Annotated in this window: 22 protein-coding genes and 1 tRNA gene; 11 read left to right on the forward strand and 12 right to left on the reverse strand. The window is 70.2% G+C overall.

The features are described from left to right. Positions 1–36: 36 nt before the first annotated feature. Complete coding sequence (locus ACZ79I_RS17000; RefSeq protein ID WP_471498291.1) at positions 37–1704, forward strand: IclR family transcriptional regulator domain-containing protein; 1668 nt, start codon at positions 37–39, stop codon at positions 1702–1704. 174 nt (positions 1705–1878) lie between these two features. On the opposite strand, the gene ACZ79I_RS17005 is transcribed toward ACZ79I_RS17000, so the two are convergent. Continuing rightward, complete coding sequence (locus ACZ79I_RS17005; RefSeq protein WP_471498292.1) at positions 1879–3342, reverse strand: serine hydrolase domain-containing protein; 1464 nt, start codon at positions 3340–3342, stop codon at positions 1879–1881. 353 nt (positions 3343–3695) lie between these two features. Here ACZ79I_RS17005 and ACZ79I_RS17010 point away from each other — a divergent pair, with 353 nt between their 5' ends. After that, positions 3696–4433, forward strand: a complete 738-nt coding sequence (locus ACZ79I_RS17010) for a TetR/AcrR family transcriptional regulator (protein WP_471498293.1) — start codon at positions 3696–3698, stop codon at positions 4431–4433. 196 nt (positions 4434–4629) lie between these two features. Here the strand turns inward: ACZ79I_RS17010 and ACZ79I_RS17015 are convergent, their stop codons facing one another. Both ACZ79I_RS17015 and ACZ79I_RS17020 read right to left on the reverse strand, forming a co-directional pair. Further along, positions 4630–5421, reverse strand: a complete 792-nt coding sequence (locus tag ACZ79I_RS17015) for an MBL fold metallo-hydrolase (RefSeq protein ID WP_471498295.1) — start codon at positions 5419–5421, stop codon at positions 4630–4632. Between the two features lie 54 nt (positions 5422–5475). Next, complete coding sequence (locus ACZ79I_RS17020; protein WP_471498296.1) at positions 5476–5847, reverse strand: ArsR/SmtB family transcription factor; 372 nt, start codon at positions 5845–5847, stop codon at positions 5476–5478. Positions 5848–6441: 594 nt separating this feature from the next. Here ACZ79I_RS17020 and ACZ79I_RS17025 point away from each other — a divergent pair. Beyond that, positions 6442–6514 (forward strand) — tRNA-Arg (locus tag ACZ79I_RS17025). Positions 6515–6561: 47 nt separating this feature from the next. On the opposite strand, the gene ACZ79I_RS17030 is transcribed toward ACZ79I_RS17025, so the two are convergent. Both ACZ79I_RS17030 and ACZ79I_RS17035 read right to left on the reverse strand, forming a co-directional pair. Beyond that, positions 6562–8235 (reverse strand): site-specific integrase, encoded by a 1674-nt coding sequence (locus ACZ79I_RS17030; RefSeq protein WP_471498298.1) that lies wholly within the window; start codon positions 8233–8235, stop codon positions 6562–6564. Continuing rightward, a complete protein-coding gene (locus tag ACZ79I_RS17035; RefSeq protein WP_471505017.1) occupies positions 8232–8897 on the reverse strand; it encodes a helix-turn-helix domain-containing protein in 666 nt (221 codons plus the stop codon). The genes ACZ79I_RS17030 and ACZ79I_RS17035 overlap by 4 nt, the downstream gene beginning before the upstream one ends. A 111-nt stretch (positions 8898–9008) precedes the next feature. Here ACZ79I_RS17035 and ACZ79I_RS17040 point away from each other — a divergent pair, with 111 nt between their 5' ends. From ACZ79I_RS17040 to ACZ79I_RS17065, 6 genes are all read left to right on the forward strand, one after another. Further along, the gene (locus ACZ79I_RS17040) at positions 9009–9239 is read left to right on the forward strand and encodes a hypothetical protein (RefSeq protein ID WP_471498299.1); all 231 of its coding nucleotides are present in this window, start codon (positions 9009–9011) and stop codon (positions 9237–9239) included. Positions 9240–9565: 326 nt separating this feature from the next. Then, positions 9566–10753: a DUF3631 domain-containing protein gene (locus ACZ79I_RS17045; RefSeq protein WP_471505019.1), complete on the forward strand. Its 1188-nt coding sequence runs from the start codon at positions 9566–9568 to the stop codon at positions 10751–10753. A gap of 206 nt (positions 10754–10959) precedes the next feature. Then, positions 10960–11856, forward strand: coding sequence for a DUF2637 domain-containing protein (locus tag ACZ79I_RS17050; protein ID WP_471498301.1), 897 nt, complete (start codon positions 10960–10962; stop codon positions 11854–11856). Between the two features lie 127 nt (positions 11857–11983). Continuing rightward, a complete protein-coding gene (locus tag ACZ79I_RS17055; RefSeq protein WP_471498302.1) occupies positions 11984–12631 on the forward strand; it encodes a MobC family plasmid mobilization relaxosome protein in 648 nt (215 codons plus the stop codon). Next, positions 12628–14328, forward strand: coding sequence for a relaxase/mobilization nuclease domain-containing protein (locus tag ACZ79I_RS17060; RefSeq protein WP_471498304.1), 1701 nt, complete (start codon positions 12628–12630; stop codon positions 14326–14328). Before ACZ79I_RS17055 ends, ACZ79I_RS17060 begins: the two co-directional genes overlap by 4 nt. Positions 14329–14480: 152 nt before the next feature. Beyond that, positions 14481–15557: a hypothetical protein gene (locus ACZ79I_RS17065; protein WP_471498305.1), complete on the forward strand. Its 1077-nt coding sequence runs from the start codon at positions 14481–14483 to the stop codon at positions 15555–15557. Positions 15558–15615: 58 nt separating this feature from the next. Here ACZ79I_RS17065 and ACZ79I_RS17070 read toward each other — a convergent pair whose 3' ends face one another. From ACZ79I_RS17070 to ACZ79I_RS17100, 7 genes are all read right to left on the reverse strand, one after another. Then, entirely contained in the window at positions 15616–16752 is a 1137-nt protein-coding gene (locus tag ACZ79I_RS17070; RefSeq protein ID WP_471498307.1) for a hypothetical protein, read from the reverse strand. Positions 16753–16839: 87 nt separating this feature from the next. After that, complete coding sequence (fxlM, locus tag ACZ79I_RS17075) at positions 16840–18921, reverse strand: methyltransferase, FxLD system (RefSeq protein ID WP_471498308.1); 2082 nt, start codon at positions 18919–18921, stop codon at positions 16840–16842. 21 nt (positions 18922–18942) lie between these two features. After that, positions 18943–20217, reverse strand: coding sequence for a lanthionine synthetase C family protein (locus tag ACZ79I_RS17080; RefSeq protein ID WP_471498310.1), 1275 nt, complete (start codon positions 20215–20217; stop codon positions 18943–18945). After that, on the reverse strand, positions 20214–23168 hold the full coding sequence (locus ACZ79I_RS17085; protein WP_471498312.1) for a lantibiotic dehydratase: 2955 nt from the start codon (positions 23166–23168) through the stop codon (positions 20214–20216). Before ACZ79I_RS17085 ends, ACZ79I_RS17080 begins: the two co-directional genes overlap by 4 nt. A 216-nt stretch (positions 23169–23384) precedes the next feature. Then, on the reverse strand, positions 23385–23564 hold the full coding sequence (locus ACZ79I_RS17090) for an FxLD family lanthipeptide (RefSeq protein ID WP_471498313.1): 180 nt from the start codon (positions 23562–23564) through the stop codon (positions 23385–23387). 190 nt (positions 23565–23754) lie between these two features. Further along, positions 23755–23943 carry a hypothetical protein gene (locus ACZ79I_RS17095; protein ID WP_471498315.1) on the reverse strand — a complete coding sequence of 63 codons (189 nt, stop codon included), beginning with the start codon at positions 23941–23943 and terminating at the stop codon, positions 23755–23757. A gap of 227 nt (positions 23944–24170) precedes the next feature. Next, complete coding sequence (locus tag ACZ79I_RS17100; RefSeq protein ID WP_471498317.1) at positions 24171–24617, reverse strand: ATP-binding protein; 447 nt, start codon at positions 24615–24617, stop codon at positions 24171–24173. Positions 24618–24858: 241 nt separating this feature from the next. Between ACZ79I_RS17100 and ACZ79I_RS17105 the strand changes: the two genes are divergently transcribed. Then, entirely contained in the window at positions 24859–26142 is a 1284-nt protein-coding gene (locus ACZ79I_RS17105; protein WP_471498318.1) for an XRE family transcriptional regulator, read from the forward strand. Continuing rightward, entirely contained in the window at positions 26139–26678 is a 540-nt protein-coding gene (locus tag ACZ79I_RS17110; RefSeq protein WP_471498320.1) for a GNAT family N-acetyltransferase, read from the forward strand. The genes ACZ79I_RS17105 and ACZ79I_RS17110 overlap by 4 nt, the downstream gene beginning before the upstream one ends. Positions 26679–26708: the final 30 nt, after the last annotated feature.

Consider the following 26708-nt stretch of genomic DNA (forward strand, 5'->3'; position numbering starts at 1 on the left):
CGACGTCCTCACCCCGCCCGGCATTACCGTGACCCCATGGTCCCGAATGTCACGCCGGCACCGGACACCGCCGCGCCCTCCGACGCCGTCGCCCCCCTGGTGCGCGGGCTCACCGTGCTGCGGCGGCTCACCGAGGCCGACGGCAGCTGCAGCCTCAGCGCCCTGGAGCGGGCCAGCGGGCTCGCCCGGTCCACGGTCGACCGGATCACGGCGACGCTCGCGCGCATGGGGTACGTCCGGCTCGACGGCCGGGACGCCGTGCTCGCCCCGCGGCTGATGGAACTGGGCAACGCGTACCTGGCGGCGCTGCGGCTGCCGGAGCTGCTGGATCCGCACGCGGACGCGCTCGCCGACGAGTTGGACGAGTCGGTGTCGCTCGCGGTCGCCGACCGCGACGGCATCCGTTTCATCCACCAGGCGACCAGGCGACGCGCGATGTCGCTGAGCTTCCGCATCGGCGATCTGCTGCCCGCCGAGCGGACCGCCCCGGGGCCGCTGTTCGCCACCGAGTGGGACGACGCGGACTGGGCGTGGTGGCGGGCGCGGCGGGCCGCGGACCCCGAGGACCGCGGCTTCCCGACGGTGCCGGCACGCAGCCGCCCGCCCGGCGGATCCGCCGACGGCGACCTGGACGGCGACTTCACGGAGCGTACGGAGCGGGCGCGGGCGCAGGGGTGGGCGCTGGACGACCAGTTGATCGAGCCGGGCCTGGTGGCGCTGTCGATGCCGGTACGGGAGGCGGGCGGCCGCATCGCCTGTGTGGTCAGCGTGGTGAGCCACACCAGCCGGCACTCGGCGGACGGTCTGCGCGCGGCGCTGCTGCCGCGGCTGCGCACGGCGGTGGCGGCGATGGAGCGCGAGCTGTGCGAGGCACCGCCCGCCGCGCCCGAGGCCCCGTCCGGTCTCGCGGTCTGGACGGGGGCGTCCAAGCAGGAGCTGGGGCGGGAGTTCGTGGAGTCGCTGGCCCGCGGACTGACGGTGATCACCTCCTTCGGGGAGGGGCGTTCGGAGCTGACGCTGAGCGAGGTGGCCGGGGCGACGGGGCTGGCGCGGGCAACCGCCCGGCGGGCGCTGATCACGCTGGAGCATCTCGGATACGTCACCGCGCGGGGCCGTGTCTTCCGGCTCACCCCGCGCGTGCTGGGCCTCGGCTACCCGCCGCTGTCCCGGGCCACGCTGGCGGACATCGCCCTCCCGCATCTGACCGTGCTGTCCCAACTCGTGCACGAGTCGGCCTCGTTGGGGGTGGGGGTGGGCGACGACGTCCAGGTGACCGCGCGGGTGGCCCCCAGCCGCATCATGAGCGTCGACGTCGCGGTCGGGACGCGCCTGCCGGCGCACACAACCTCCCTGGGACGGGTGATCCTGGCGGACCTGCCGGAGCCGCCGCTGCCCGGGCGGGCCTTGCCGCAGGCGTCGGCGGACCTGGACCCGGGCGGGCTGGAGGCCACGCTGGAGCAGGTGCGGCGGGAGGGATACGCCCTGGTGGACGGGGAGTTGGAGGAGGGTCTGCGGTCGATCGCGGTGCCGGTGCGGGAGCGCGGGGGCCGGGTGGTGGCGGCGGTGAACGTCGCCCTGCACAGCAGCCGCCGCACGGTCGGGCAGTGCCTCACCGAGGTGCTGCCGGAGCTGCGCGCGACGGCGGCACGGATCGAGGCGGACCTGCATGTGGCCGGGCGGTTCAGGAAGGTGGCGAGCGGCTGAAGTGGGGGGCCGTGGAGCGGCCTCCCCGGACGGGGGAGAGCACGTGCGGCCCCGTCGTGCGACCCGTCGGACCCAGGCCGGCGGCGCTGCACGAGTGGATCGGGCCGGTGGACTGCCGGCTGACAGCGGTACACGCCGCTTCGGTGCCCCTCCCGTGTGGGCCGGCGCCCGTCGTCAGCCCACCTTCGGCGCCGCCCGCATCCCGATGTACACGCACCCGGTGCCGTCGGCGAGCGTGGAGAACACCACCGGCATCCAGTCAGCGCTGTAGGCCCCGGAGCCCGGCCCCGCGAAGACATCGGGCGCGACGGGCACGAGGTCCATCTCCAGCGGCGGTGAGAAGTCCTTCATCCCGTCGACGAACTCGTACACCAGGTGCCCCTTGCCGTCCTGCTCGCTGACGGTGATGAGCATGCCCTCCCGCCTGTAGGTGCCGGTCAGCGGCGCGATGTCGACGGCGGCCGGCCGTGCGGGCGGCCCGAACGGCTCCTGCATCCGCACCCCGGCGAGGTCGCGCAGCAACTCGCCGAACAGCTCCTCGTACAGCCGGCGGGCGTCGCCTCCGTTGGTGAGCAGCACGAGGACGACGCCGGCCTCGGGCACCACCCGCAGAAACGCGTACTGCCCGGTCGCGGCGCCGTCGTGCCCGAACCCAGGTGTGCCGGCCCAGTCGTACAGGGTCCAGCCCAGTCCCCATCCGTCCGCGCTGACCGTCCACTTGTCGGGCACATCGACCTCGCGGCGCTGCATCGCGCGCACACTGCCGGGAGTGAGCAGCCGTGTGCCGTCCCCGGCGACGCCGCCGTCGAGGTGCATCTTCGCGAGCCGCACGACGTCACCGGCGGTCGCCAGGACCCGCCCGTACGGGCCCGCGGAGCGCGGCATCAGATCCCAGGCCGGCGCGGGGTCGGGGTCCTGCCCCAGCTCCCCGAGGTGTCCCATCGCCGCCCGGTGCGAGAGCGCCTCCTCGGGCAGGGTCATGGTCCCGGTGAGCCCGAGCGGCACGAGCAGCCGCTCCTTGAGGGCCTCGTCCCAGGTGAGCCCGGTGAGGACCTCCACGATCCGGCCGAGGACGTTGTACCCCACGCTGCTGTACGACACCGCCGTGCCGGTGGGGCAGTCGAGCCCCACGTCCCTGGCGGCCTCGACATAGCGGGCGAGGCAGTCGTCACCGCGTCCCGAGTCATAGGTGAAGTCGCAGGTGAGTCCACTGGTGTGGGAGAGCAGCCGGCGGGTGGTGATGGTCTCGGTGGCCTCGGGGTCGCCGACGGCGAAGTCGGGCAGTACCCGCTTGACGGGGGCGTCGAGGTCGAGGCGTCCCTCGTCGACGAGCTGCATGACCAGGGTGGCCGTGTAGATCTTGGCGAGCGAACCGAGCTGGAAGACGGAGTCGGTGGTCGCCTCCACCCCGGTCCCGCGGTGCAGGATGCCGCTCGCCGTCTCGTGCACGTGACCGCGGTCGAGGACGGCCAGGGAAGCGCCCGGCACATGGTGGGCCTGACGCAGCCGGTCGAGGCGGGCCTGCCAGTGGCCGAGGTGGAAGCCCCGCCCTTGGGAATCGCTCACCCCCCAGCCGCCGCTGGCCTCCCAGTTGCCCCGGGCGTCCCAGGTGACGTGCCCCTTCTCCTTCTGCGACATAACCCCTCCACTGACCGATTGACCGATGCGTACAACGTACTCGGTGTGCGAACACCGTACGCACCGACACAGCGTGCGCAAGCGACGCCTCTCGGCCACGACCGAAGCACTCGACCCGTCGGCAAGAACCGGGCCCCGGCACGAAAAGACCAGGCAGGGGACACGACACACGCTGCTCGCGAACGACACACCCCGCTCGCGAACGCCGTACGCACTATTTCCAGCCGTACGCATCATGCGCATGGTGTGCGCCGAGCGCGCTAAGGTTGTCGGCAGGCGGCGCCGGGGTGATCGACTGCAGCGGTTGGGCAGTGAACGGCTGGTCGGCGCGGACGGACGAGGAAGGAAGCCCCATGCCATCCCCATCTCCCTCCCCTGAACAGGTGATCCAGTCGGTATGGACCCGTCCACGGGGCAGGCGCGAGCAGCCGGCACTGAGCCGTGAGCAGATCGTCGCGGAGGCGCTGCGGCTGCTGGACTCGGAGGGCATCGACGCGCTGAGCATGCGCAAGCTGGGCAACCGGCTGAGCGCGGGAGCCACGTCCCTGTACCGGCACGTGGCCAACAAGGACGAACTGATCGAACTGGCCGTGGACGAGATCTACGGTGAGATCGAGGTGCCGGAGACCGCCGACCCCGCGCGCTGGCGCGAGGACGCGGCACGCTGCGCGCACAGCCTGCGCGCCACGATGCTGCGGCACCCGTGGATCGCCTCCGTGCTGGGCGAGATGGGCCTGTCGTACCTGGGCCCGAACTGGATGCGCCTCTCGGAGGCGATGCTGGGCCTGTTCACCACGGCGGGCTTCCCGGCGGGCGAGGCCGACCGGGCGGTGGCGACGGTCTTCGCGTACGTCACGGGCATGGCCACCAGCGAGGCGGCCTGGCTGACCGTCCTCTCCCGCAGCGGCCAGGACGAACAGGAGTGGGTGGAACGCCTGTGGCCGGCCGCGGAACAGGCGGCCCAGGCATACCCCCACCTGCGCGAGGGCTACGCGGAACAACGCGGCAAGGACCCGCGGGCGGCACGCGAAGAGGGCTTCCAGTACGGGCTGGAGCGGGTGCTGGACGGACTGGAGACGCGGCTGCGGTAGCACCACCGGGCGGCGCTGCGGGCGCGAGCACCGCCGACGGGCACGGGTGCGGGGCTGAGCACCGCCACCGCCCCGGCGCGAGCGAGCGCCACCGGCCCCGGTGCCGGAGTCGGCGTCAGCCGCCCGGGCGCTGCGAACGGCTCTCGGCAGAGCGATCAGCTCCCCCAGCCACCCCGAAGCCCCCAGCCCCCAGCCCCTAGCCCTCCCCTCCCCCTTCCCCTCCGATCTCGAAGACCGACCCGGGTGTGGCGTAGGCGAGGGGACCGTCGTAGCGCGTCGCCGCACGCGCCACCGCCTGCTGCGGGGTGAGGAACCGCCCCACGTGCGTGACGATCAGCCGTCCCGCGCCCGCCGCACTCGCCGTGTCGCCGGCCTCCTCGGGCGTGTGATGCACCTTCTCCCCGTCAGACGGTTCGTGCGCGCTCTCCGCCTCGCACAGCAGCACGTCGCATCCACGGGCCAGCCGGGTCAGGGCGGCGCACGGCGCCGTGTCCCCGGAGTACACCAGCGTCCGGCCCGCGGCCTCGACGCGCAGCGCGAAGGCGGGGATGCCGTGTGCCACCGCCCGGCTGGTCAGCCCGAGCGAGCCCACGGTCACGCTGTGCCCGTCGTACACCTCGGTGACCGCGAAGGCGGACTCGACCGGGCTGCGCACCGAGGTGTTGGTGAGGAAGCCCGCGAGCCGGTCGGCGATGCCCGGCGGCCCGTAGAGGGGGATCGGCGCGGCGAGCCGGATGTCCGCGTACAGAGCGCCGTAGTAGGCGGTGAGCAGATCGGCGCTGTGATCGGCATGCAGATGCGAGATCCAGATCGCGTCCAACTCGTCCAGCCGGACATGACGTTGCAGCGGCCCCAGTGTCCCGCTGCCCGCATCCACCCACACGTGCGTGTCCCCGCGGGACACCAGGTAGCCGGAACACGGGTTGTCCACGCTCGGATACGGCGTCGCACAGCCCAGAACCGTGAGACGCAGAGGCCGGTTGTCCATCCCCGGACCCTACCGGTGCTCCCCCCAAGCGCCGTACGGCGGTGATGCCGCCGGTCACACCGCGGACGGAGCGACCAACAGCCTCCCCATGGCGGCGAGTACGGACGGCTCGACGCGGTAGTACACCCAGGTGCCGCGCCGCTCGGAGGTGAGCAGGCCGGCTTCCTTGAGCTTCTTCAGGTGGTGGGAGACGGTCGGCTGGGAGACACCGACGTCGGAGATGTCGCACACGCACGCCTCGCCACCCTCGTGCGAGGCGACCGCGGAGAACAGGCGCAGCCGGACCGGGTCGCCGAGCGCCTTGAACATCCGGGCGGCCGTCTCCGCCTCCTCCGCGGTCATCGCCCGCTCGGTCAGCGGCGGACAGCACGGCACCACACCCTGGTCGGCGGTTTCGAGCAGCGGCAGCACCTCGGCGTTCGACATACATCTATGTTGACATACGTCGAACCAGCCGGGGAGAGCCAAACAGCCCCGAGCTGCCCGGCCGACGGACGAGAAACACCGCACCGGCCACACCACGGGGCCCGACGAAGGGCTTCACAGAGGCCGAGGCCACGCTCGGCCTCTCCGGCCCTGCCCGGCCACAACAGATCCGCGCCGCCGCGCACCCTGACCGGAGACCTCGACGCACCGCCGACCGCGTCGAACAGACACCCCGCGACCGGAAGTGCACGGCAACCCCGGCCTCCGCCCCCATAGGCCGATGAGCCCCCGCCGAAGGCCGCTGCACACCACACGTGACCGGCTCGACACGCCGGGCGCTCGCCATAGTCGCCTCAGCCACGCGCACCGCACCGCCCCGTCCCGTCAGGGCCGTCCCGAACACTGATCACCCCCACGGCCCGCACGCGCGTCCGCTACGCTGTTCCCCGGTACTTCTCCACGCCACCAGGGGAGGACCGGGACCCGCATGACGGGCACCGCCTCCGCCTGAGACCTGGAACAGGTACCGCGACGTGCAGTGATCTCAACCAGAGGATCCCACCAGATCCTCTGCGCCGATCCCCCGCACGTCCCGCCTTCGTAGCTCAGGGGATAGAGCACCGCTCTCCTAAAGCGGGTGTCGCAGGTTCGAATCCTGCCGGGGGCACAACGCGTTACCGCTCTGACCTGGGATTTATCCCCCAGGGAGGGCTTCTACTCGGCCTCGGACTCCTCCTCCGGGGCCGTTTGCGTGAGCGGTGCGTGAGCGGACGGAGAGTTGATCTCCGAAATTCCTCCCAACGGATCAACATCATCCGGCACGGGCTCCGGGCCGGGATGCTCTGCGTCGTCGGGCTCGGCCTCCGCCTCTGGGGCGGTGTTTTCGGAGGTGGCGCGGGCGCGCGGGACGAGCCGGGCTGCGGCCTCGGCGATCGCCAGGTCGGCCTCGGGGAGCAGGCTCGTGTACGTGTCGGCCGTGATGGTGATCGAGGAGTGGCCGAGCATCTCCTGGATGTCCTTCAGGTCGGCCCCGGCCGCGTGGGCGAGGGTCGCGGCACCGTGACGGAGGTCGTGGAGCCGGACCGGCGGGAGGTCGATCTCCTCGTACAGCTCGATGAACCTCCGGGTGACGTTGGCGGGGTGGAGCAGCTCACCGTTTTCCTTGGTGAAGACGCGTCCGGTCTCCACCCAGGCGTTCTCCCACTCCTTACGGTCCTTGTCCTGCTGGGCGCGGTGCCGCTTGAGGGCCTGGACCGTGTCGGAGTCGAGCGCGATGGTCCGCGCGCCGGCGTCGGTCTTGGGGTCGTCCTCGTACACCTCCCAGCCGTCCACGACGAGTTGCTTGGCGACGGTGATGAGGCCGGCGTCGAGGTTGGTGTCGGTCCACTTCTGCCCGCACGCCTCGCCCCGTCGCAGTCCGCGGAACGCGATCAGGTGGAACAGGGCGTACAGGCGGTCCTCCGCGACGTGGTCGAGGAAGAGGCCGGTGTGCTCCGGTGTCCAGACCATCACCGACGACGGCTTCTCGCCGGTGCGCTTCCAGTGAAGGATGCGTTCCTCGGTCCATACGAGGGCCTTGGGTCGCTTGCCCGCCTCCAACTCGACGTGGGCGGCCGGGTTGAAGGTGATGAGCTGCTGGGCGATCGCGGCGTTGAGTGCGGCCCGCAGGGTGGAGCGGACGCGCTGGCGTGTGGCTGGACCGACGATGCGGCGGTAGGGCTCCATCTCGGCGATGGCTGCCTTCATCGCCTTGCGGCGGGCTCGGGGCTCGCGGCCTTTCCAAGGGATCTGGGCGAGGTCCTCGAACGCCTTGCGGCGGGCTGCGTTGCCCTCGGCGATCTCGACGTTGGCCTCGGCTATGGCCTCGAAAATCTCCGACAGGTGGGCGACTCGTAGCCGGTCGAGCCGGTAGTGGCCGATGCGCGGCTTCAGGTGCACCCTGATGTTGCTCTCGTCGCGGCTGATGGCGCTCTGTCGCCCCTTCTTGCCCGCGAGCCACATGTCCAGCCACTCGCCGACGGTGAGTCGGCTCGTCAGGTCCAGGCCATGGCTGAGGCGCCTGCGCGTCGCCTCGATGTTCGGCAGCGGGGCCTTCTCGTCGGCCACCTTCTCCAGCAACTCGGCTATCTGGGCCAGGCCCTCGGCGTCGTCGGCGTCGGCGAGGCCGACCAGCGCGCGCACGTGGTCGAGGTCCGCCTGGGCGGCCTTGAGGGAGTCGTAACCGGCGCGGCTGAAGGAGCGGCGGGTGCCGTCTTCTCGGGACGGGAGTTCCTGGCGTATGGAGTACGAGCCGTGCTTGCGGCCGGAGAGCTTCGGGCACTTCTTGCCGAGCGGCTTGCCGGTGTGGGGGTCGCGGCAGTAGCAGCGGCGGTGGGTGGAGCCCTTCAAAGACGTTCCTCCGGGGTGGTGTTGGCTTCGGGTTCGGGCGGGTCTACGTCGCCCAGGGCAGGTGGCAGGCCAGGTGGGGTGGCACCCTCCTCGCGGAGCTCGCGGCGGAGGTGGCGGAGGCTGTACTTGGCAGAGATGGCCTGGTCGGCGTACTTGGCCCGCTTGCGCTCGGCTTCTTCCTGCTGGGCGCGGGTGGTTGCCGTCTTGGCCGTAAACCGTGCCCGCTCTTCCTCGTCGAGCGCGGCCAGGGCGGTGCGTACGAGGCTGGCGTGGTGCTCGAAATCGGGGACAAGGCCCGCGTCGTACATGGGCACCTCCCGCTCGCCAGTGAAGCGCCGCAGGGCATCCCAGGTGGGGATGAGGTCCTGGAAGGGGAGTTCCTGGGTCTCCTCGACGAAGCCGACCGGGAAGATCAGGCAGACCGGGTACGTCTCCAGGGCTGCAGCCAGGACCATGACGTCCACGAGGGGGAGGTTGACCCGACGGCCGGACTCCATGTTGGCGATCACGTTGCGCGGGATCGGATGCCCGAGTTGCTCGCACCGGTCCGCAAGGTCCTGTGCGCTCCATCCCATCTCCTTCCTTCTCCGCCGGACTTCGCCGGCCACGTTGGCCTTGATCCGGTCCGCCCACTCCGGGACGTGGTCCTCATCAGCATCCACACCGTGTTGTGTCATGAAGACACAGTAGCTTGCGCATGATGGTTGGTACCCGCCTGGAGCCGGACGTGATGATCGCGTTCGCCGAGGGCTGTACCGAAAGGGGCGCACTGCATGCGCGAAGACGCGACAGCCGGACGATCGAAAGGGATGAGCCGGGAGGAGCTGCTCGCCCTCCCCGTGGCTATTGACCTGGACACAAGTAACCGTGCTCTGGGTCTCGGGCGGAGCAAGGGGTACGAGCTGGCGAAGCGGGGCGCCTACCCGTGCAAGGTGCTACGTCTCGGCAACGCCTATCGGGTCGTGACCGCGGATCTGTTGGATCTGCTCGGGCTGGCGGCGTGAAAGGGCGGCAGCGTAGCAAACCGTTCTGCGCTGAGCTGACACAAAAACGCTGGACTGTTGCCCGGCACGGACGTACGGTCCGTGTTCCCTCGCGGTCGCCTGGTGCCCGCGAGAACGGGACGAGCCCCCGGCGGTGCAACGCCGGAGGCTCCAGCAACCCCGTACGGCCCGTGAAGTACCAACCCGGCGGCAAGGGCGCGCAAGCCCGCCACCACCAGACGAGGAGCTGCCCTGTGGAACATGCGGGAGCCGAGCCCTATTCCGACTCCGACACGCCTTCGTGGCCGCAGGTCGCTGTCCCCGGCCAGCCGGTCGTCGGCTCTGCAATGCCTTCACCGGATGTACCTGAAAGTCTAGTTGAGGTGCCGACCGCGTCGCCCGACTCCGAGGACGCGCAGATCTTGGCCGACCTGCGGGCGCAGATCAAGCGGTATGTGGTGATGCCGAGCGAGGAGGCCCTGACCGCGGTCACGCTGTGGATCGCGGCGACGCACCTGCAGCGCGCGTGGCAGCACGCACCGCGTCTGGCGATCGTGGCTCCGGAGAAACGGTGCGGCAAGTCACGGCTGCTGGACGTGGTGACCGAGACCGTGCGCAAACCGCTGATCACGGTCAACGCCAGCGCGGCGGCCATCTTCCGCTCGATCGACGACGAAGACCCGCCGACCCTCCTGGTCGACGAGGCCGACACCCTCTTCAGCACCGCAAAGGCGGCGGAGAAGAACGAGGAGGTGCGCGGCCTGATCAACGCCGGGCACCAGCGCAACCGGCCCACGCTGAGGGTGACCGGGCCCGAGCACAAGCCCACCGCGTTCCCCACGTTCGCCATGGCGGCGCTGGCCGGGATCAACGACCTGCCGGACACGGTCATGGACCGGTCGGTGGTCATCCGGATGCGGCGCCGCGCGGTGGGCGAGAAGGTCGCGGCCTTCCGCACCACCCGAGACACCCCCGCTCTCCACGCGATCCGCGACCGGCTCTCCGCCTGGCTCAAGCCGCTGTACGCCCAGGCGCTGGAGATGGAGCCGCCCATGCCGGTCGAGGACCGCGCGGCGGACACCTGGGAACCCCTGGTGGTCATCGCCGACCTCGCCGGAGGCGAGTGGCCGGCACTCGCCCGCACCGCCTGCCGGGTCATGACCGACTACGAGGCCGGGCAGGACGAGGAAGGCGGCCTGCGCACCCGCCTCCTGATCGGCATCCGCCGGGCCTTCTCCGCCGAGAACGACCCGGCGGTACTGGGGACGAAGCGCCTGCTGGAGGCCCTCAACGCGGACAAGGAAGCGCCCTGGGCCGAGTACGGCCCCAACGGGCTGACCCCGCGCGGCCTGCAGCTGCTGCTGAAGCCCTACGGCATCAGCTCGGCCAACCGTCGCTTCCCCGACGGCACCCAGGCCAAGGGCTTCGCGCGCAACCAATTCCTCGACACCTGGGCCCGCTACTGCCCTGAGCCGAAGCCTGCGGCCGGGCCCGCCGAGCCAGCGGCTGAGCCGCTGCCCGGCACCGCAGCCTGACCCGCGCCAACTCGTCGCACTCGTCCCCGCGCAGGTCAGCGCGGGGACGAGTGATCGGCCCGCAACGAGTCATCTCGGCATCACCACTTCACTCGTACCTGCCCTGACCAGGCACGCAACGAGTGGTACGAGTCACCGCACCTCACGGTGGCCACCCCACGCCCCTGCCGCGCGACCGCTACCCAACCGCATCTGGAGTGCCCCGCTTGACCGTCCCCACCATCAAACTCTCCGCCGTATCGGGCACCGCAGCGATACGTCTCGGCATCGCCCTGCTCGCCGTGTTCGCCTTCGCCCTCTCCTACGACGCCCTCCGACAGATGGCCGTCGCCATCCACATCCGCTGGTTTCTCACCTACGCCTTCCCGCTCGTGATCGACGGGTTCATCGCCATCGGCGTGGGCGCCCTAGTGATGCTGCGCGCCGCCTCGACATGGTCCCGCGTCTACGTATGGATACTCGTCGGCGCCGCAACCGTGACGAGCATCGGAGCCAACGCCCTGCACGCCGTCCGCCTCAACCAGCAGACCCGCCCAGGAGGCGGGCTTCGGCTCGACGACCTCACCGTCAGCGCCCTGTCCGCCATCGCCCCACTTGCCCTCGCTGGCGCCGTCCACCTCTACATCGTCATCCACCGCCAGCCCAGGCCCCGCCTGCAGGAGCCCAACGCCACCGAGAGCCACAACCTCGCCGTTCACAGCCACAACGGCACCAGCGGCGCCAAGACCGCTGCTCCCGCTCCCGAAGCCCCAGAGCCAACCGCTGCCGACGTGGCTTACGCGCCCGCCGACGTGGCGCCGGATTCAGCCGACGCGGCTTCGGCCTCCGCCGAAATGTCCGAGGCCCCTCAGCCCTTCGTCGAATCGCAGGGCCACGAGGCCGGCGAGATCTCCCCCGAACGGCTCACCATCGCGCGCACCGCGCCACTGGGGCGCAAGGGTCGCGCCTCGCGCCGCCACATCGAAGACACGTTTCGCAGCAAGCACTTGACCATCGGCAGGAAGGAGGCGGACAGGCTGAAGGACACCCTTCAGGCCGAACTCGACGAAGCCGCCTCCCAGCGGCGGAGGGAACTGGGCACTGCCTCCGTCGGCACTCTCTGACCCCCTGCGATTCGCGCCGATCGCCCCACCCATCTGGCTTACCCCGTGCGCCCGTGCAGACAAGCGCGGGGGCACGGGGGCCGCGCAGCGAAGCACCTGGCACCAGCACCCCACGGAGAACCGCCCCATGCACGATCCGCACCGCGAACTCTCTACCCCTCAGCAGGAGATGACCGACCACCTCAACCGCGCAGCAAGGTATCCCGCTGGACCGTCCAAGGACGGTTCCGACGGGGATGCCTCCGCCCCGGGGGTGGCGGAGGCACTCGGACACCAGGGGGTGCCCGAGGGGGAACAGTCCGTCGACACCACCGCCGTCGCGCTGCCACGTGCCGCCGAAGCCGCCGCGCTGCACCGTGTCGCTCGACGTCGCAAGCCCGATCCGAACGGCCAGCGTAAGGAGCGTGTCGACGCCCGCTACAGCGTCGACGAGAAGGCGGACATCCTGCGCATGGCCCGCTCACTGAACATCGCAGGCGCCCACTACGTCGGCGCCGTCGTCATGGCCCACGTCCAGGGCGACCTCGCCCTGCCTGGCCAGCGCACCCCCCTGGACGACTACATCGACGAGCTGACGGCCCTGCGTGGCGAGGTCGCCAAGATCGGCCACAACATCAACCAGATCGCCAGGAAGCTCAACTCCGGCGGCCATCCACACCCTGGGGACACCGCCGTCCTGACCCAGGCCGAGCACACCCTGACCACCATCGGCGCCACTGTCCGCCACATCGCGGCAGCTGCGAACCAGGCCGTCTCCAAGAAGGCGGCCCGGTGATCGCGAAGATCAACAGCGGCAAGGAAACCGCGGGCCTGATCCGGTACCTGTTCGACGCAAAGAAGGCCAAGGACCACACCGACCCGCACCTGGTCGCCTCCTGGGACGGCTTCGCCCCCGACCCTGGCCGCACCGAGAACGCCGACGCGACCAGGAGGCTCCTCGTGGCCGACCTCGACCTACACGTCAAGCAGGCCCGTCGACTGGGCCGTGCCCCCGAGAAGCACACGTGGCACTGCTCGATCCGGGCCGCCAAGACCGACCGTATCCTCAGCGACGACGAGTGGGCCGACATCGCCCGCAGGGTCGTCGCGGCCACCGGCATCGCGCCCGACGGCGATCCGGACGGTTGCCGCTGGGTCGCAGTCCGCCATGCCCCCGACCACATCCACATCGCCGCTACCAAGATCCGCGCGGATCTGCGCACCGCCCGCCACTGGAACGACTACCTCACCGCCGACCGCGAACTCGCGGCCATCGAGAAGGAGTACGGCCTATTCCGCGTCGTACGCGGGGACCGCACGGCCGCGAAGCGGCCCACCCGTGCCGAACAGGAAAAGGCCCGACGCACCGGGCAGGAAAAGTCGGCCCGCGAACGCCTGCGTACTACCGTCCGCACCGCTGTGGCCGCCGCCTCCAGCATGGAGGAGTTCGTCCACTTGCTCAGCCACATCGACGGCGTGCTCGTCGAGATCGTCTGCTTCCCCTCGGGGGACGTCCGCGGATACAAGGTCGCTGCCGAAGACACCACCACCGCTGGTAAGGAGCCCGTCTGGTTCTCTGGTTCCGAACTCGCCCCCGACCTGTCCTTCCCCAAAATCCGTAAGCGCCTGGAGAACATCGAGCCGCAGCCGACTGGCGAGCCGGACCGACGCAGGCCCAACCCCTGGCACCAGGCCACCACTTCCACTGAACGCATCCCGCGCCACCTCGACCAGACCGACGACGAAGCCTCGCAGGCGCACCTCGCCGCCTTCGGCGAAGCCCTCCACGCCCTCCCCCTCCTCGCACCCCAGACCCTGCGGCCCCAACTCCGAGAAGCAGCCTCGGCGTTCGAACGCGCCACCCGCTCTCGCATCCAGGCCGAGCACTACCATGGCCGAGCACTACGCGGCGCCGTACGGGCCATGCTTCGCGAGCCCGCGCCCAAGGACGGCGCCGTCCTGGCGATGTTCCTCGACGCCGCGATCCTCGTCGTCATCGCCGCCGCCCGCTGGCACCAGCTCCGCCACCATGACCAGCAAGTCGCCGCAGCCCACCAGACCCTGCTCCATCTCCAGGCCGCCTACGACCAAGTGGCAGCTGCCCCGCTGGCCGCCCTCGCCAGCTGTCGGCCTCCCCAGGAGACCGTGGACCGGCACATGCTCCACCTACGCCAGGCCGTGCCCGATCGCCTGGAGCAGATCATCGAAGATCCCGCGTTCGATGCTCTCACCGCTGTCCTCGCTGAAGCCGAGGCCGAAGGCCACAACCCGGAGCAACTCCTCCAGCAGGCCGTCGACCATCGTGCGCTGGACGACGCCCGCCGCCCCGCACGGGTACTGACCTGGCGCGTACAGCGACTCAGCGCAAGGCCGGCACCGAGCGCGCGGGCCCGCGCAGCACAGGCCCGCAGCCGAGCACAGAGCCCCCACGCTCCGGTGCACGCGGCAGCCACCCTCACAGCCTTGCGACCGCCGCGGACACGACGGCACTGACCACATCCCCCCTGACGTGCGTGGAGTGACAAGCTCAGTCTCGGGAAGACAAAACACAGGATCCCGCTGGCTCCGCCGCGCCATAAATTGGCGAGGCGGCCAGGTGGATCGTGGGACCATGAGTGAAGGGCGGGAACGACGAGGGGACGGGGATGACGATCAAGCGTGGCCGAAAGGGCGAGCTGGGGCTCGAAGTGCTACCGCTGGTTCATATGGCCTTGCCGGAGCCGAATGGGCAAACCCTCCTACGGGACCGGCATCCAGAAACCATGGCTGCTATTGGTCATGCACTCCGCGCCTCACTGGACAATATCTCTCGATTGCAGGGGCAGCAGGCACAGTACGCCTTCGAAGCCGTGATTGTCGCCCTCGGCGGTATTCGCTTGATCAAGACGGAAGACTCCGGCTCTTACTACTTCGATGACGCCGATGGCGAGCTCCGACCCCCCGATTTTCGAATCATTCTCCACGACGGGACCGTGCTTCTTGTCGAGGTGAAGCTCGTGCCACCTGGCAAGGAGAAGAAAGTCAAAGTTCGAGCCAAGGACATGGAGGCGACGGAGGCATACGCACGCGCCACCGGCGGGCGCTTGCTGTACGCACACTATTGGAGTGGACCGAATCTATGGACGCTGGTTCCCCCATCCGCATTCCAGCGAGACGTGGGGCAACAGCGACTCACAGTGTCTGCCGCCATGATGGCGAACGAGATGGGCATCCTCGGTGACGCTTTTCTGGGCGGAAAGCCACCCTTGACCGTATCTGTATTGATGGATGCAGACCTGGAAAAGTCGGTCGAAGCCGCGGATGAGAGCGATCAGCGGCTCATGACAACGGCTGGGGTGGAGCTGTTGAGCGCCGGAAAGGTGATCAAGGATCCGGCGGAACTGAAACTGGCGTGGTTCCTAGCATGGCACGGCGGTTGGATACCGACGCAGAGGGCGCAGTTCGACAGTCGTGGTCGAGTCACAAGGATCAACTATGACTTCGCTCCGGACGTCGACAAAGACCAAATGCGAGAGATCGCCAAACAGGGGTTTGCCTTCTTCGGAGCGCTCAGCACCCTCTACACGGCTCGATTCCGGCAGGCTACAACTACCGATGGCGGCGATATCAGGGCACTGAGCGAGGAACCTCCGCCTGCCCTCATGGCCAAACTGGTACCCGAGGATTATTGGGAGCAAGACCGAGTTCTCGGGCTTTGGAAGTTCAACCTCAAACCGCAGTAAGGAAAATCGGTTAAACCATTGCCTGTTCTGCACGAACGCACCCAGGTCCGTTCGGTCATCACACTCTCCCCATAAGGGTTTTACTTCCAGGGCCGGAGGGCCGTTCGAGGCTTTTCCTGATCACGCTGTCGCTGGCGCGCAGAGCCGCCGCCAGTTCTCCTTGCAGCCCGTCCGGGAGGATCCCAGCACCGAGGGCGCAGGCACGCACCAGCGCACGGCACTCCTGTGCTTGCCGTTCCGTGGCGAGCGTCGTGAACAGGGGATGCGACAGGTTCTCGCGGGCCGCGTAACCGTCTTCGGCGTCCGTCGTCCTGCGGTGGAGGTCCTCCACGATGCGGTGCGCGGAGGGCGAATCGGCGGAACCGAGCGCGTCGAGGGCGGTAAGGCCGAGCCGGATGTCGAAGACGGTCATCCCAGGTTCGGCTTGCCGCTCAAGATAGGTGGCTGCCAGGTCCGCCAGCTGGCCGTCGACCGGCTGCCCGGCGTCGCGGCGGCACAGGACGGTCAGGCATGCCGTGACGACCTGCTCCCACGGGTCGCCGGGCATCGTGTCGGCTAGGAGGACAGCGGCCGACGCCGTGTCACCCACGATGAGGGCGGCGAGGACGGCGACTTGGCGCCCGTCGAGCATTCGCTTGCCTACGCCCCGGTGCGCCTCAATGTGCGCCAGGGCCTCAGCCCAGCGTCCCGTTGTGGTGAGGGTACGCGTGCCGTCGGCGAGGAGCACGCGCCACAGCCACGAGCGGACCTCGTGGCGGTCCTCGTCGGTCGCAGTGAGGTCCGCCGGTACCACGACGCCCTCGAACCGGGCGGCTGCGCCGACCCCGACGGCCTTGTACAGGTTGAGGAGTCGCTGACGGCCCTCATCGACGTGGCCGGCGCGGATCTGGAGGCGGACCAGGTTGACGACCGGTTCCAATCCTCGGATCGCGCTCATGCCGGGGAGGGGGCAGGCATGGAGGTAGGCGGCGGCGTGCTGGTGGCACATCTCGCGGGCGAGATCGGGAAGGCCGAGGTCGGAGGCGATGAGCGCGGCCTGGTTGTAGACGGCCGATGCAAGCCCTTGGTCGGTCTTGTTCACCGCGGTGTCGGCCAGGTCGACGAGACTACGCACACGCTCGGGCAGGGGCAGGCAGGCGGGCCGGAATCGGGCGACGAGCGGGAAGCGCTGGGCTGTTGGTCCGTGCGGATCCATGTGTCCCCCAGTGTGTGGGTGAGGGCTGGTGGTGCGGCGGTGCCCGCCGACCGCATGCCGCGGGCACCGTCTGCTACGCGTGGGGCGTCACCGCCAGTCGACGACGATGCAGTTCAGTGGGGTGTCGAAAGCGAAGAGACCGGGGCACTGCTCGATCTCGGGGGCGTCAAGGGGCTGGATCTCGAACGTGGCCTCACGGCCTCGGTACTCCCTGTCCCAGGTACGGATGGTGTCGGCGACCTTCGCGGCCAGCTCGTCGCTGCCGGGGCCGTGGCCGATGACGCCGAACTCCCAGAGCTTGCCACTCTCGGGAGTCTTCTTCTTCGACAAGCGCCGGGCGAGGTATGTGACGGCACCCTTGTCGACAACCGCGGTCGACGAGGGGTAAGGGTCCTCACTGAGCAGAGTGCCCTTGGCGCTCTGGGGGAACAGCATCCGGATCAGACCGGAGGGCAGGGAGCAGGTGACGAACAGTTCCATCCACTCCGGCGACTCCATGGCGCGGACCGTCATGCCGGTCCACTCCTCGGTGCGCGGCTGGTCAAGTACGCCCGCGAGGGCGTCGGCGTCGATGTTGAGCCCGGCGGGGGCCTGGAGTCGTACGGCGCCGTCCGTACTGAGAGGGATCACTCGGCGGTCGTCGTCAGCGATGCCCCGCCGAAGCGGCATGAAGGTGTTCATCTCGCTGCCGAGGGACGCCCACCGGCCGTCGCGCTGCTCGTAGGCGATGGAGCGGGAGACGGTGCCCTTGAGGCGCTGGGGGACGAGGAGCCGGCCGCCGGGCGCGAGCTGCTGCAGCCAGGCGTGCGGTACGCCGTGCGCGCCGACGGTGGCGATGATCCGGTCGTACGGCGCTCCTTCGGCGTAGCCGAGTGCCCCGTCGCGGGTCACGGCCTCAACGTTGGTGATCCCGGCGGCAGCGAGGTGCGCACGGGCACCCTCCACGAGGTCGTCGTCGACATCGAGGGTGGTCACTTGTCCGTTCTTGCCGACCAGGTGGGCGAGCAGACCGGCGTTGTAGCCGGTTCCGGCGCCGAGTTCGAGGATGCGCTCGCCGGGCTGGGCTTCGAGCTGGTCAAGCATGAGGGCGACGACGCCCGGCTGCGAGGCGCAGGAGATGGACGTGCCGTCGGTGTCGTACTTGATGTTCACCGGTGCGTTGGCGTAGGCGTCTTCGAGCGATGCCTCGGGCACGAACACGTGGCGGGGCACGGTCCGCAACGCGGTCTCGACGGCGGGCGTGCGGGCGTGTCCGTCCGCACGGAGCTGGTCGACCAGGGCGTTGCGGAGGCGCTCGGCGTCCGCCGTGGGGGTGGTGATCGTGTCGGTGTTCACCGCGCTGACGCTATCGATGTCGGCCGTTGCCTCGGTGGGCGACTCAGTGTGGTCACTCGTTCCCATGACTACCTCTCGTGCGATGTTGGACAGAGCGCTCTGGTCGTCCCGGAGGAGACCGGCGCGGTTGGCGTGGAAGATCACGTGGTGGGCGATGACGGCTCGCAGGCCGCGGGCGAGGGCGCCACGGCCTGCGAGACCGGCGAGCGTGGCACCTGTCCGTTCGAAGGCAGTGACCCACTCGTCATGCCTGTGCAATGGACCGTTCGGGCGGCAGAGGCTGTGGGCATCCGCGGTCATCAACTTCTGCATGGACGAAATCAGTTGGGCGGATCGTTCGGGTGGCAGAGGGGTGGTGGCTGGCCGGAGGACGGCGATCTTCGCCCATACGTCGCCCTGTTCGAACCAGTCGAGTCCGGCGCCGCGCATCATGGCGCTCGCGAGCAGGACGGCGGTCTCCCGGCGTCCCAAGTGCATCGGGCCCGGCTGGTAGATGAGTAGGTGGCGGGAGTCGCGGTGGAACAGTTCGTGGGCTGCGTCCATGGCTTCCGTGCCGCCGAAGGTGTCGGTCTCGGGCTCGTAGACGCAGGGCAGGCACGACACGGCCACGCCGTCGCCGATGAGATCGCTCAGGAGCGACTCAATGGCTGGTGAGGGCTTGTCCGCGAGGTAACGCAGCGGCCAGGGCTGCTTGTTCATGAACCACCAGCCGGTGAGCTGCCCGTCGGCCTCGGCCTCGATCAGGGCGGGGCCGAGGCTTTCGGCGATGGTGCGCTGGGCACTCTCGCGCTCGACGAAGGTGATGTTGTGCTGCTGCCAGTGGTCGGGAGGCATAGAGGTCCTTCGGTCGGTGTATCAGGCGATGAGGAGGCATGCGTCCCAGGCGGACCGGGGTGGTGCGGCGGTGCTGGGCGCCAGGAGGGCCAGAGCTATGCCGGCGGCGCCGTCGAGTAGGCCGGGGCCGCCTTCCTCGTCCTGAAGAAGCGCCGTGGCCATGAGTTCGGGGTCGGTTCCCGGTGGGATGACCGCAGTCAGGAGGGCCGGGATCGCGGCGCGGAGTTTCCCCGCCGTCGAGGGGGCGGCGTCGTCGGCCGTACGCGCGGCAGCGTGGGCGAGGCCGGAGAACCCGTGGCAGAGGCCGTTGTCCGTCGTGGCCTTCAGCTGCTCGGGATCGGTGAGCGCGGCCACGAGCGCGTTCTCCGCGTCAATCTGGCGGCTGGCATCGCCGAGGCCAAGCGCGGCAAGTTGCTGGGCACGGGCGAGGCCGGCGGTGCCGTAGCACCAGGACGGCCGCCTGGGGGCTGACGAGCCGAGACGCCCCCTGCGCAGCTCACCCTGAGTGACCCAGTACGGCCACACCGGTCCGCCGTCGGCCTTCTCCTTCCAGCGGTCCAGCCAGGCCAGGATGGTGCGCAGTGCTGCGTGGTGCCCGTCGGTGACGGAGCCGTTCCGCGCGGCGAGGGCCAGGAGCGCGAGCACGCCGCCGATGCCGTGCGCCATACCGGTGTTGGCGTGCCCACCGGGGAATCGGTCGTCCGAGCTGCCCGAGGGCCCGGTCTCCGCCCACCAGCCCGGCAGGGTCTCGCCGTGGTGGGTGATCGGTTCGGTGAGGCGCACGCAGTAGTCGAGGACGGCGCGCATCGTGGAGCTGCCGGGGTTTCGGCGCAGTAGGTAGGCGCCGTATCCGGTGAGGCCCCGGATGGCGTCGTACTCGGCGAGCTGCGGAAGGCGTCCGGCGTCGATGCGGCGGTGTGCGGTGTCGAGACGGCGTCCGACGTCGACTGCGATCTGTCCGTCCATCACGTCGAGGGCGCGCTGGTAGGAGTCGGGAAGGTGATCGGCCGCACGGGTCAGGGCGTGGGCGAAGGCGGGCACTCCGTAGAACGGGTGGCTGTCCGGGCCGCTGGTGAGCGGCTGCCGAGAGGCGGCGGCGAGCCAGTCGTGGGCGCGCTGCCACGGGCCGACGCCGTTCGCGGCCAGCTCGATGTGCAGGAGCGCGATTCCGGGCGGGCCGTAGGCGAGGTGCTGCCGGTCCGAGGACAGCATCCTGGAGCCGAGGGGCACGGTGTCGGGGTCGGCGAGCCGGGCGGCGATGGCGTCGACCAGGCCGAGCGCGGGGTGGGCGGTCACGAGGCCCTCCCCCTGGTGCGGGCGGTCCAGGCCAGGGCGGCGGCGCGCGCCAGATAGAGGCACACCTCTTCCTCCGGGAAGTTCACGGCGACGTGGCGCACGAAGTGGACGTGCAGCAGGGAGGTCAGGACATCGTCGACGGCGATGCCCTGGGTGTCCGGGCCGGGTAGGTGCGGCCGGTACGCGGCGAGTGCCGCTTCCCGGTCGGCCCATCCGGACACGATGGCGTCTCCGCCCGGGACGCCACGCAGGGCCGACCAGTCGTCGCTCGGGTCGGCGAGCCGTACGGTCTCGGTGAACTGCGGGCGTGGAACGGGCACGGGGGCTGTCGGCGGGATGTGGTCGATCAGCCACTGCATTCCGGCGTCGATGGTGCCGAGGAACGCGGAGGTGATGGCGACGGTGTGGGCCACCACCAGCGTGCGCAGTCCGGGGCGCTGTGGCTGCGCGAGCTGGGCCAGGATGGCGCGCGAGTCCGCCCGGAAGACCTCCTCAGCCGCCTCCCATGCGGTGCCGGAGCCCCAGCGGCCCATCTCCCGGTAGGAGGTGGGATAGCGCAGGTCGGCCAGCAGGCCGATGCTTCGTAGCTCGTCGGCCCAAGCGCTCACCGTTCGGGCCGTGTCGGCGAAAGCTTCGGGGTCGGGGAGGGCGATGCGTACGCGGAGGTGTTGGTCCGGGTCGCGGAAGCGGATGAACCACCACGGCGGGTTGCCGAGTTGTTCGAGGAGGCCGGGCAAGTGCCGGGAGAGCAAGACGTCTTGGCGGCGGGGGTCGCCGTACAGGGCGGCCAGAAGAACCGACGAAGAGGCAGGCGTCTGCATCTGGGCCGCAGACAGGGCACGGGCCCGGCTGGGGGCTGGCAGTGGCGGCCATGCCGACGGCCTGGTTGCCTTGAGGGGCACCACGACCTCGTGGGCTCGCCCGCCGCACCAGCCGTACGCCTCTGGTTCCGGGGCCTCGACGAGCACGGCCAGGCGCGAATGGTCGAGGTGTCTGCGCAGGAGCGCACGGTGGCCGGCCTCGTCGAGGTCGAGGAAGAGGCGCTGGTCGTCCTCTACGAGGTAGACGCGGCGCGGCAGCCTCCGCCGGGCACGCCAGTCGCTGAGCGCGGCGTCCCACTCGGCCCGAGGGCGGGCATGGCCGGGCAGCTCGGGCACTTCCAGCCGCCAGCGTGCCGGGGCCAGCACGATGCGGCCGTACCGCAGACGTGGAAGGAACGGCATCGCCGCTGCGGCACCCCAGTCGAAGACGGTGACCTGCGCGGACTGGGCGCGGGACAGTTCGGTGAGGAACCGCACCAGTGGCGGGGTGTGGGTGCGCAGGTTCAGCGCGTGCATCCCGACGGCCTCCACGCGGTGGCCTCGCTCGGGGACGGCGAGGTACATGCGGCGGCCGTCGCACCCCACAGCCAAGTCCTCCAGGGTGAGGACGGCGTCTCGCGGGGCGCGATGCTCCTGAAGGCTGATCACGGTAGGGAGGACCTGAGGAGCGCGGGTGACATGGGCACTCGCGGAGAGCAGGGGCGGGAAAGACAGCTGCACGGGCACGGTGTTGCCGTCCGTGACTGGGAGGTCGGCGAGCTCGGCGGCCAGGGTCTCGCGGTCGGCGGGGGCCAGCACGCTGAGGAACCGGCCCGTGGAGACGCCGACACCACGGGACACGCTCACGACTTCCAGCCGGAACCGCCCACGCTGCAACTCCTCCAGGCTGGCCGCGTGCACCCGCACCCCGATCTCCAAGTGCGGCGGCAGCCGAGGCTCGTCGGGACCCACGTCCAGGGCCTCAACCCGTTCGTCCGAGAGGCTCACTTCGTCACGGCCGTCGAGCGCGGCGGCCTGAGCCAGCCGTACGAGGGCATCATCCCGAGCGGAGACGCGGGGCCTGCGGGCGCTGGCCGAAGCGCCTGGGTAGCCGTCGGGATAGCCGATGCCGCTGTCCGCCACGACCTCCATGAGCGGCACCATCGTGCCGATGCCGTACCGCTCGTAGAACCGCTGGTGGTACTCGCCCCACGCGGCGGTCCCGTACGGACGGGTGCTCACCCGGGTCAGGATGAGAGCAGCGCGCTCGATCTCGCGGGCTACCGCCTCCGGAAGAACAGTCTCTGCATCCAAGCGCAGGTCGAGCGCGGCGGGGTGGCGGCGCAAACCGGGAACGAGAGCCCGCATCCGCGCCGCGACGTTGTCCCGGCCGCTGCGCGTGGCGCACTCATCCAGACCCGCCCGGACCGCGTGCAGCGCACGCACCGTCTCCGCGACCGAGGTGAGGCTTCCGGCGTCGATCGCATCGAGCTGGCCCACCAGATATCCGAGGGCATCGGTCTCGGTACTCGGCGCGTGCAGGCCCGTGATCAACACCCGCCGCCGGATCAACTCCGCCAGCAGTTGACGCGCCTTCTCGGGACCGGCCTCAGGGAACTCCGCCTGGAGTTTGTCCACGAGGGTGCCGAACCGGATCGGCAGTCGTGTCACGGCAAGGACCGCGCGCACCGGTCCGGTCAGGGCCAGAGACGCCTCGACCGCGCGAGTCCGGTCGTCCTGGACGTCGGGCTGGAACGGCACGATGAGCCGGTCTCCCCGATACGTCACGGTGTTGTTGATGACGACGGGCAGCCGTTCGAGGAGGTCCGGGCATGACTCCAACCGTGCGACCAGGGCCGCCAGCCACTCTGCCCCCGCGCGGCCGACGGTCACGTGCTCCTCGCCCCAGTCGGCCCGCGCCTGCGGGCCGAACTCCGCGGTGGCCACGCCGGCGAACAGGCCGAAAGGCGTAGCCCGGTGCAGGGCCCGCAGCAGGTAGCGGGCCACGGACAGCGCCGCGCGCTGCACATCCCGGAGGGCGGGATGCCCGGCCGTGCACAGGGCCCGTACCTGCGCGGCCAGGACCGGGCTGGAGTGCTGGAGTGCCTCGGCGACGTCCTTGTTCGCCCAGACCGCGCGTAGCCACGCCACACGGGCAGACGCAACGCTGGGCGAGCGGTCATCGAGGTCAGGGCATGGAGGAAACGGCAGCGCGGGCCGGGCCACGGCGCGCACGAGAACAGTGGAACCGGTGCGGAACGCTGCGGGCGGAGCAACCACCAAGTACCTCCGTAGGTGAGGGGGCTGGCGGCTGGTGCCGCCGCGCGGAGACGCGGCGGCACCAGCCCGGATTGACCTGGGGCCGGATCAGGCGACGTTGGTGGTGCAGGCGCCGCAGGTGGACCCGCAGTTGTCGTCGGTCAGGTTGACCAGGCCCGCCGGGTCGGCGATCTCGACGAGTGAGACGTCCAAGTCGAAGCCGTCCGATGCCCCCGGAATCTGCGGGCGTACTTCGGTGAGGCTGGGAACTACCGTGCTACGCGTCATGCTTCAACTCCTCATAATCGTTGTGGTGTTACTGGGCTGGAGCGCCCACCAGGTGCCGTCACGGGAGCGTTGCCAGACGGCTGCTCCCCGGGACGGCTCCTGGCCGCCCGGCACGAGGGGACGTGCTCCGCGTAGGAAGTCCTCGCGGGGTGCCTGCCTCACGCCGAGAAGTCGTGTGCCGTGAGTCCGATCAAGCGGATGCCGGCCGCCGCTCCATGAAGTAGGCGAGCGCCTGGGCCTGGAGGCGATCGAGGCACGGCTCGCACGCGTAGAAAGGGGCGTGCTGCCCGTCCCACTGCACCGGGCCAAGCCAGATCACCAAGACTCCGGTATTGCCGCAGCCGAGCCAGCAATCACCGGTGATCCACGGCCACTCCATGGAAGGACGTCCCCTTTCTCAGCTGGTCGGGATGGTCGATCTGGCGGCCTGGCAGTTGGGAGCGCAGGCCCAGAGCTGGAACGGCAGGCCCCGGTGGCGTATCTCGCCCAGCCGTCGACCGCTCGCTCCCAGTGGGCGGGCGCAGAGGGCGCAGTCCATGGCCATCTGCTGGCGGGGCCGGAGTCGGGCGAGGTCTGGAAGGGGAGAGGGCGCCGTGGCCGGGATGCTCATTCGCCGCCCTCGGTGCGGAGTTCCGCCCAGACCTCTTTGCCCCAAGGGCGTCTGCCCGAGCTGTGCAGGTCGTAGCCCCAGCGGTCGGCGACAGCATCGACGAGGAGCAGCCCGCGCCCCGACTCGTCGTCATCAGCCGCCCGGCTGAGTATGGGCAGACGCGATGGTTCCCGGTCCACGACCCCGACACGCAGTCGTGTCACGCTCGGCCGCCCAACCGTGAGGCGGATCTCGGGACATAGAGTGTGCCTGGAGGCGTTCGCGATCAGCTCCGTGACGATCAGCGCGGCACGGTCGGCGAGGCCGTCGAGGTGCCACACACCGAGGACGTCTCGGACGAGTTCGCGGCCGATCTCGGCCGTGGACGGCTCGCACGGGAAGGTCTGGCTGTATGTCGGGTGGCCGACGGAGAGGGCCTCAACTGGTGTTCTCAGACTCGTCATTGGGGTGGAGCCTTCGTGTCGTCTCGGCGCCCGGCCCGCCCCCGCGGGGGAACCTCAGGGGCGGGCCGGGCCGTCAACAGCCGCCCGCACGGTGGGGCGTGGCGGGCGACCAGCACCCAGACAACTCCCTTTCCCAGCTGGTTGGTTAGGACGTTCAGGCGCTCAGCCGACGGACCGGCCTAGGGTGTTTTGACCTCTCCTTTACCTGGCGGGTGAGGATCGCGCGGGCTACCGTGCCCGCATGGACACCACCCGCAACACCGTTCTTGAGGCGTGGATGACCGAACACGGCTACAGCTCCAACAGCCTCGCCGAGGCCGTGAACAGGGCCATTGAACGGTTTACCGGGCGCCTTGGAGGACTCGACGGCTCATCGGTCCGGGCATGGAAAGCGGGACGGGTCACCTGGCCAAAGTCAGCCGCCCGCAAGGCACTTGAGGACGTCACCGGACTACCCGCCGTCGCTTTAGGGTTCGTGCCACGGGGCCGGCCTTCGTCCACCCCGGCCCCACCGCAGCAGGAGGACCCCGACATGAAGCGCCGCACCCTCGTCGGCAGCATCGCGGCGGCTGCCGCCGCAGCAGCCGCACCCGGCACCGCATCGCCGCGCCGTATCGGTATGAGCGACGTCAACCGTCTGAACAAGCGCTTCGCCGAGATCATCGCCAGCGACCACCGCCACGGCGGACAACTCGGCATCGAACAGCGGGCCGCCGCCCTCGCCGACGAGGCGCTCAACCTCCAGAACGCGGGCAGCGCCACCCAGCGGGTGCGCAGCAACCTCTACGCCTCCGCAGCCGCCTTCCGCTCCTCCGCGATGTGGGCCGCCATCGACGGCCGGCGCTACGACGTCGCCAAGGCGCACATGCGCGAGGCCCAGGCGCTCGCCGAGATGTCCGGCGATCAGGCGATCAAGTTCCGCATCTGGAGCCACGCGGGCACCATGTACCGCCACATGGGCCGTCCTGCTGACGCGTTCGCCGCCAACGACGTCGCCCGCAACCTGCACCTCACCCGCCGAGACCCCCTGTTCGCGTCCCTCGGCCTGGCCCGCCAGGGCGCCATCCACGGCGCGGCTCAGGACCGCACCGGCACCCGCCGGGCCTTCGAGCAGGCGCAGGACGCCATGCTGCGCGCCGACCCCGCCGACTACCGGCCGGTGTGGATGCTCGCCTTCTACGACCAGGCCGAGCTGGACTCCCTGGCCCTCTCCGCGCACTTGGCGCTCGGCGACTACTCGACCGCCGAGTACCACGCCCACCGCTGCCTGTCCGCCCTCCGGCCCCACATGGTCCGTTCCCGGGCCATCACCACCACCCGGCTCGCACACGCCCAGCTCGCACAGGGTGCCCCCGACGCCGCCACGGCCACCGCGATGAAGGTCCCCGCCGAAGCCGCCACCCAGCACGCCCGGGTCACACGCATGCTGCAGGAGTTCGGGGCCGCGCTGCGCGCCACCGCGCCGGGCAGCTTCACCGCGCAGACCTGGACTGAGCACACCGCCACCTGGAGGATGGCCGCATGACCACGGCGCCCGCCATCGAACTGCGCACGTTCACCACCCTCGACACCGCCCGCGGCGACCTCCTCGACGTGTACGCCGACGTGCGCGCCCCACTGCTCCACCTGCCGAACTACGCGGTCACCGCGTTCGGCGAGCGCCTGGACCGGCACGGCACCGAACCGGGGTTCGTGGCCGTCCTCGCCTACGCGGACGGGCATCCGGTCGGCTACGCCTACGGCAACACCATCGAGCACGGCGACCGCTACTGGCAGCGCACCAGCCCGACGCCTGCGGAGAAGTACACCGAGCGCCCGGCCGTGGCCCTGAAGGAGATCGGCGTCCGACCGACCTGGCGGAAGACCGGCACCGCCCGCCGCATCCACGACGCCCTCCTCGCCACACGCGACGAACCGTACGTCACGCTCATGGTCAACCCAGCCGCCGGCCATGGAAAGGTCCACGCGCTCTACAAGTCGTGGGGGTACGGAGACATCGGCCAGAGTCGGCCTTCACCGGCCTCACCGGTCTTGACCGTGATGATCCGCGTTATCCGTTGATCGGCACCTTACCGACGTCGAACTCCGCCA

Source organism: Streptomyces sp. PSU-S4-23 (assembly GCF_055632315.1).

What these genes read in the sequence shown, in the direction of transcription:
- ACZ79I_RS17000 (WP_471498291.1), top strand. Translation starts at nt 37, where the DNA reads ATGGTCCCGAATGTCACGCCGGCACCGGACACCGCCGCGCCCTCCGAC.
- ACZ79I_RS17005 (WP_471498292.1), bottom strand. Translation starts at nt 3,342, where the DNA reads ATGTCGCAGAAGGAGAAGGGGCACGTCACCTGGGACGCCCGGGGCAAC.
- ACZ79I_RS17010 (WP_471498293.1), top strand. Translation starts at nt 3,696, where the DNA reads ATGCCATCCCCATCTCCCTCCCCTGAACAGGTGATCCAGTCGGTATGG.
- ACZ79I_RS17015 (WP_471498295.1), bottom strand. Translation starts at nt 5,421, where the DNA reads ATGGACAACCGGCCTCTGCGTCTCACGGTTCTGGGCTGTGCGACGCCG.
- ACZ79I_RS17020 (WP_471498296.1), bottom strand. Translation starts at nt 5,847, where the DNA reads ATGTCGAACGCCGAGGTGCTGCCGCTGCTCGAAACCGCCGACCAGGGT.
- ACZ79I_RS17040 (WP_471498299.1), top strand. Translation starts at nt 9,009, where the DNA reads ATGCGCGAAGACGCGACAGCCGGACGATCGAAAGGGATGAGCCGGGAG.
- ACZ79I_RS17045 (WP_471505019.1), top strand. Translation starts at nt 9,566, where the DNA reads ATGCCTTCACCGGATGTACCTGAAAGTCTAGTTGAGGTGCCGACCGCG.
- ACZ79I_RS17055 (WP_471498302.1), top strand. Translation starts at nt 11,984, where the DNA reads ATGCACGATCCGCACCGCGAACTCTCTACCCCTCAGCAGGAGATGACC.
- ACZ79I_RS17065 (WP_471498305.1), top strand. Translation starts at nt 14,481, where the DNA reads ATGACGATCAAGCGTGGCCGAAAGGGCGAGCTGGGGCTCGAAGTGCTA.
- ACZ79I_RS17070 (WP_471498307.1), bottom strand. Translation starts at nt 16,752, where the DNA reads ATGGATCCGCACGGACCAACAGCCCAGCGCTTCCCGCTCGTCGCCCGA.
- fxlM (WP_471498308.1), bottom strand. Translation starts at nt 18,921, where the DNA reads ATGCCTCCCGACCACTGGCAGCAGCACAACATCACCTTCGTCGAGCGC.
- ACZ79I_RS17090 (WP_471498313.1), bottom strand. Translation starts at nt 23,564, where the DNA reads ATGACGCGTAGCACGGTAGTTCCCAGCCTCACCGAAGTACGCCCGCAG.
- ACZ79I_RS17095 (WP_471498315.1), bottom strand. Translation starts at nt 23,943, where the DNA reads ATGGAGTGGCCGTGGATCACCGGTGATTGCTGGCTCGGCTGCGGCAAT.
- ACZ79I_RS17100 (WP_471498317.1), bottom strand. Translation starts at nt 24,617, where the DNA reads ATGACGAGTCTGAGAACACCAGTTGAGGCCCTCTCCGTCGGCCACCCG.
- ACZ79I_RS17105 (WP_471498318.1), top strand. Translation starts at nt 24,859, where the DNA reads ATGGACACCACCCGCAACACCGTTCTTGAGGCGTGGATGACCGAACAC.
- ACZ79I_RS17110 (WP_471498320.1), top strand. Translation starts at nt 26,139, where the DNA reads ATGACCACGGCGCCCGCCATCGAACTGCGCACGTTCACCACCCTCGAC.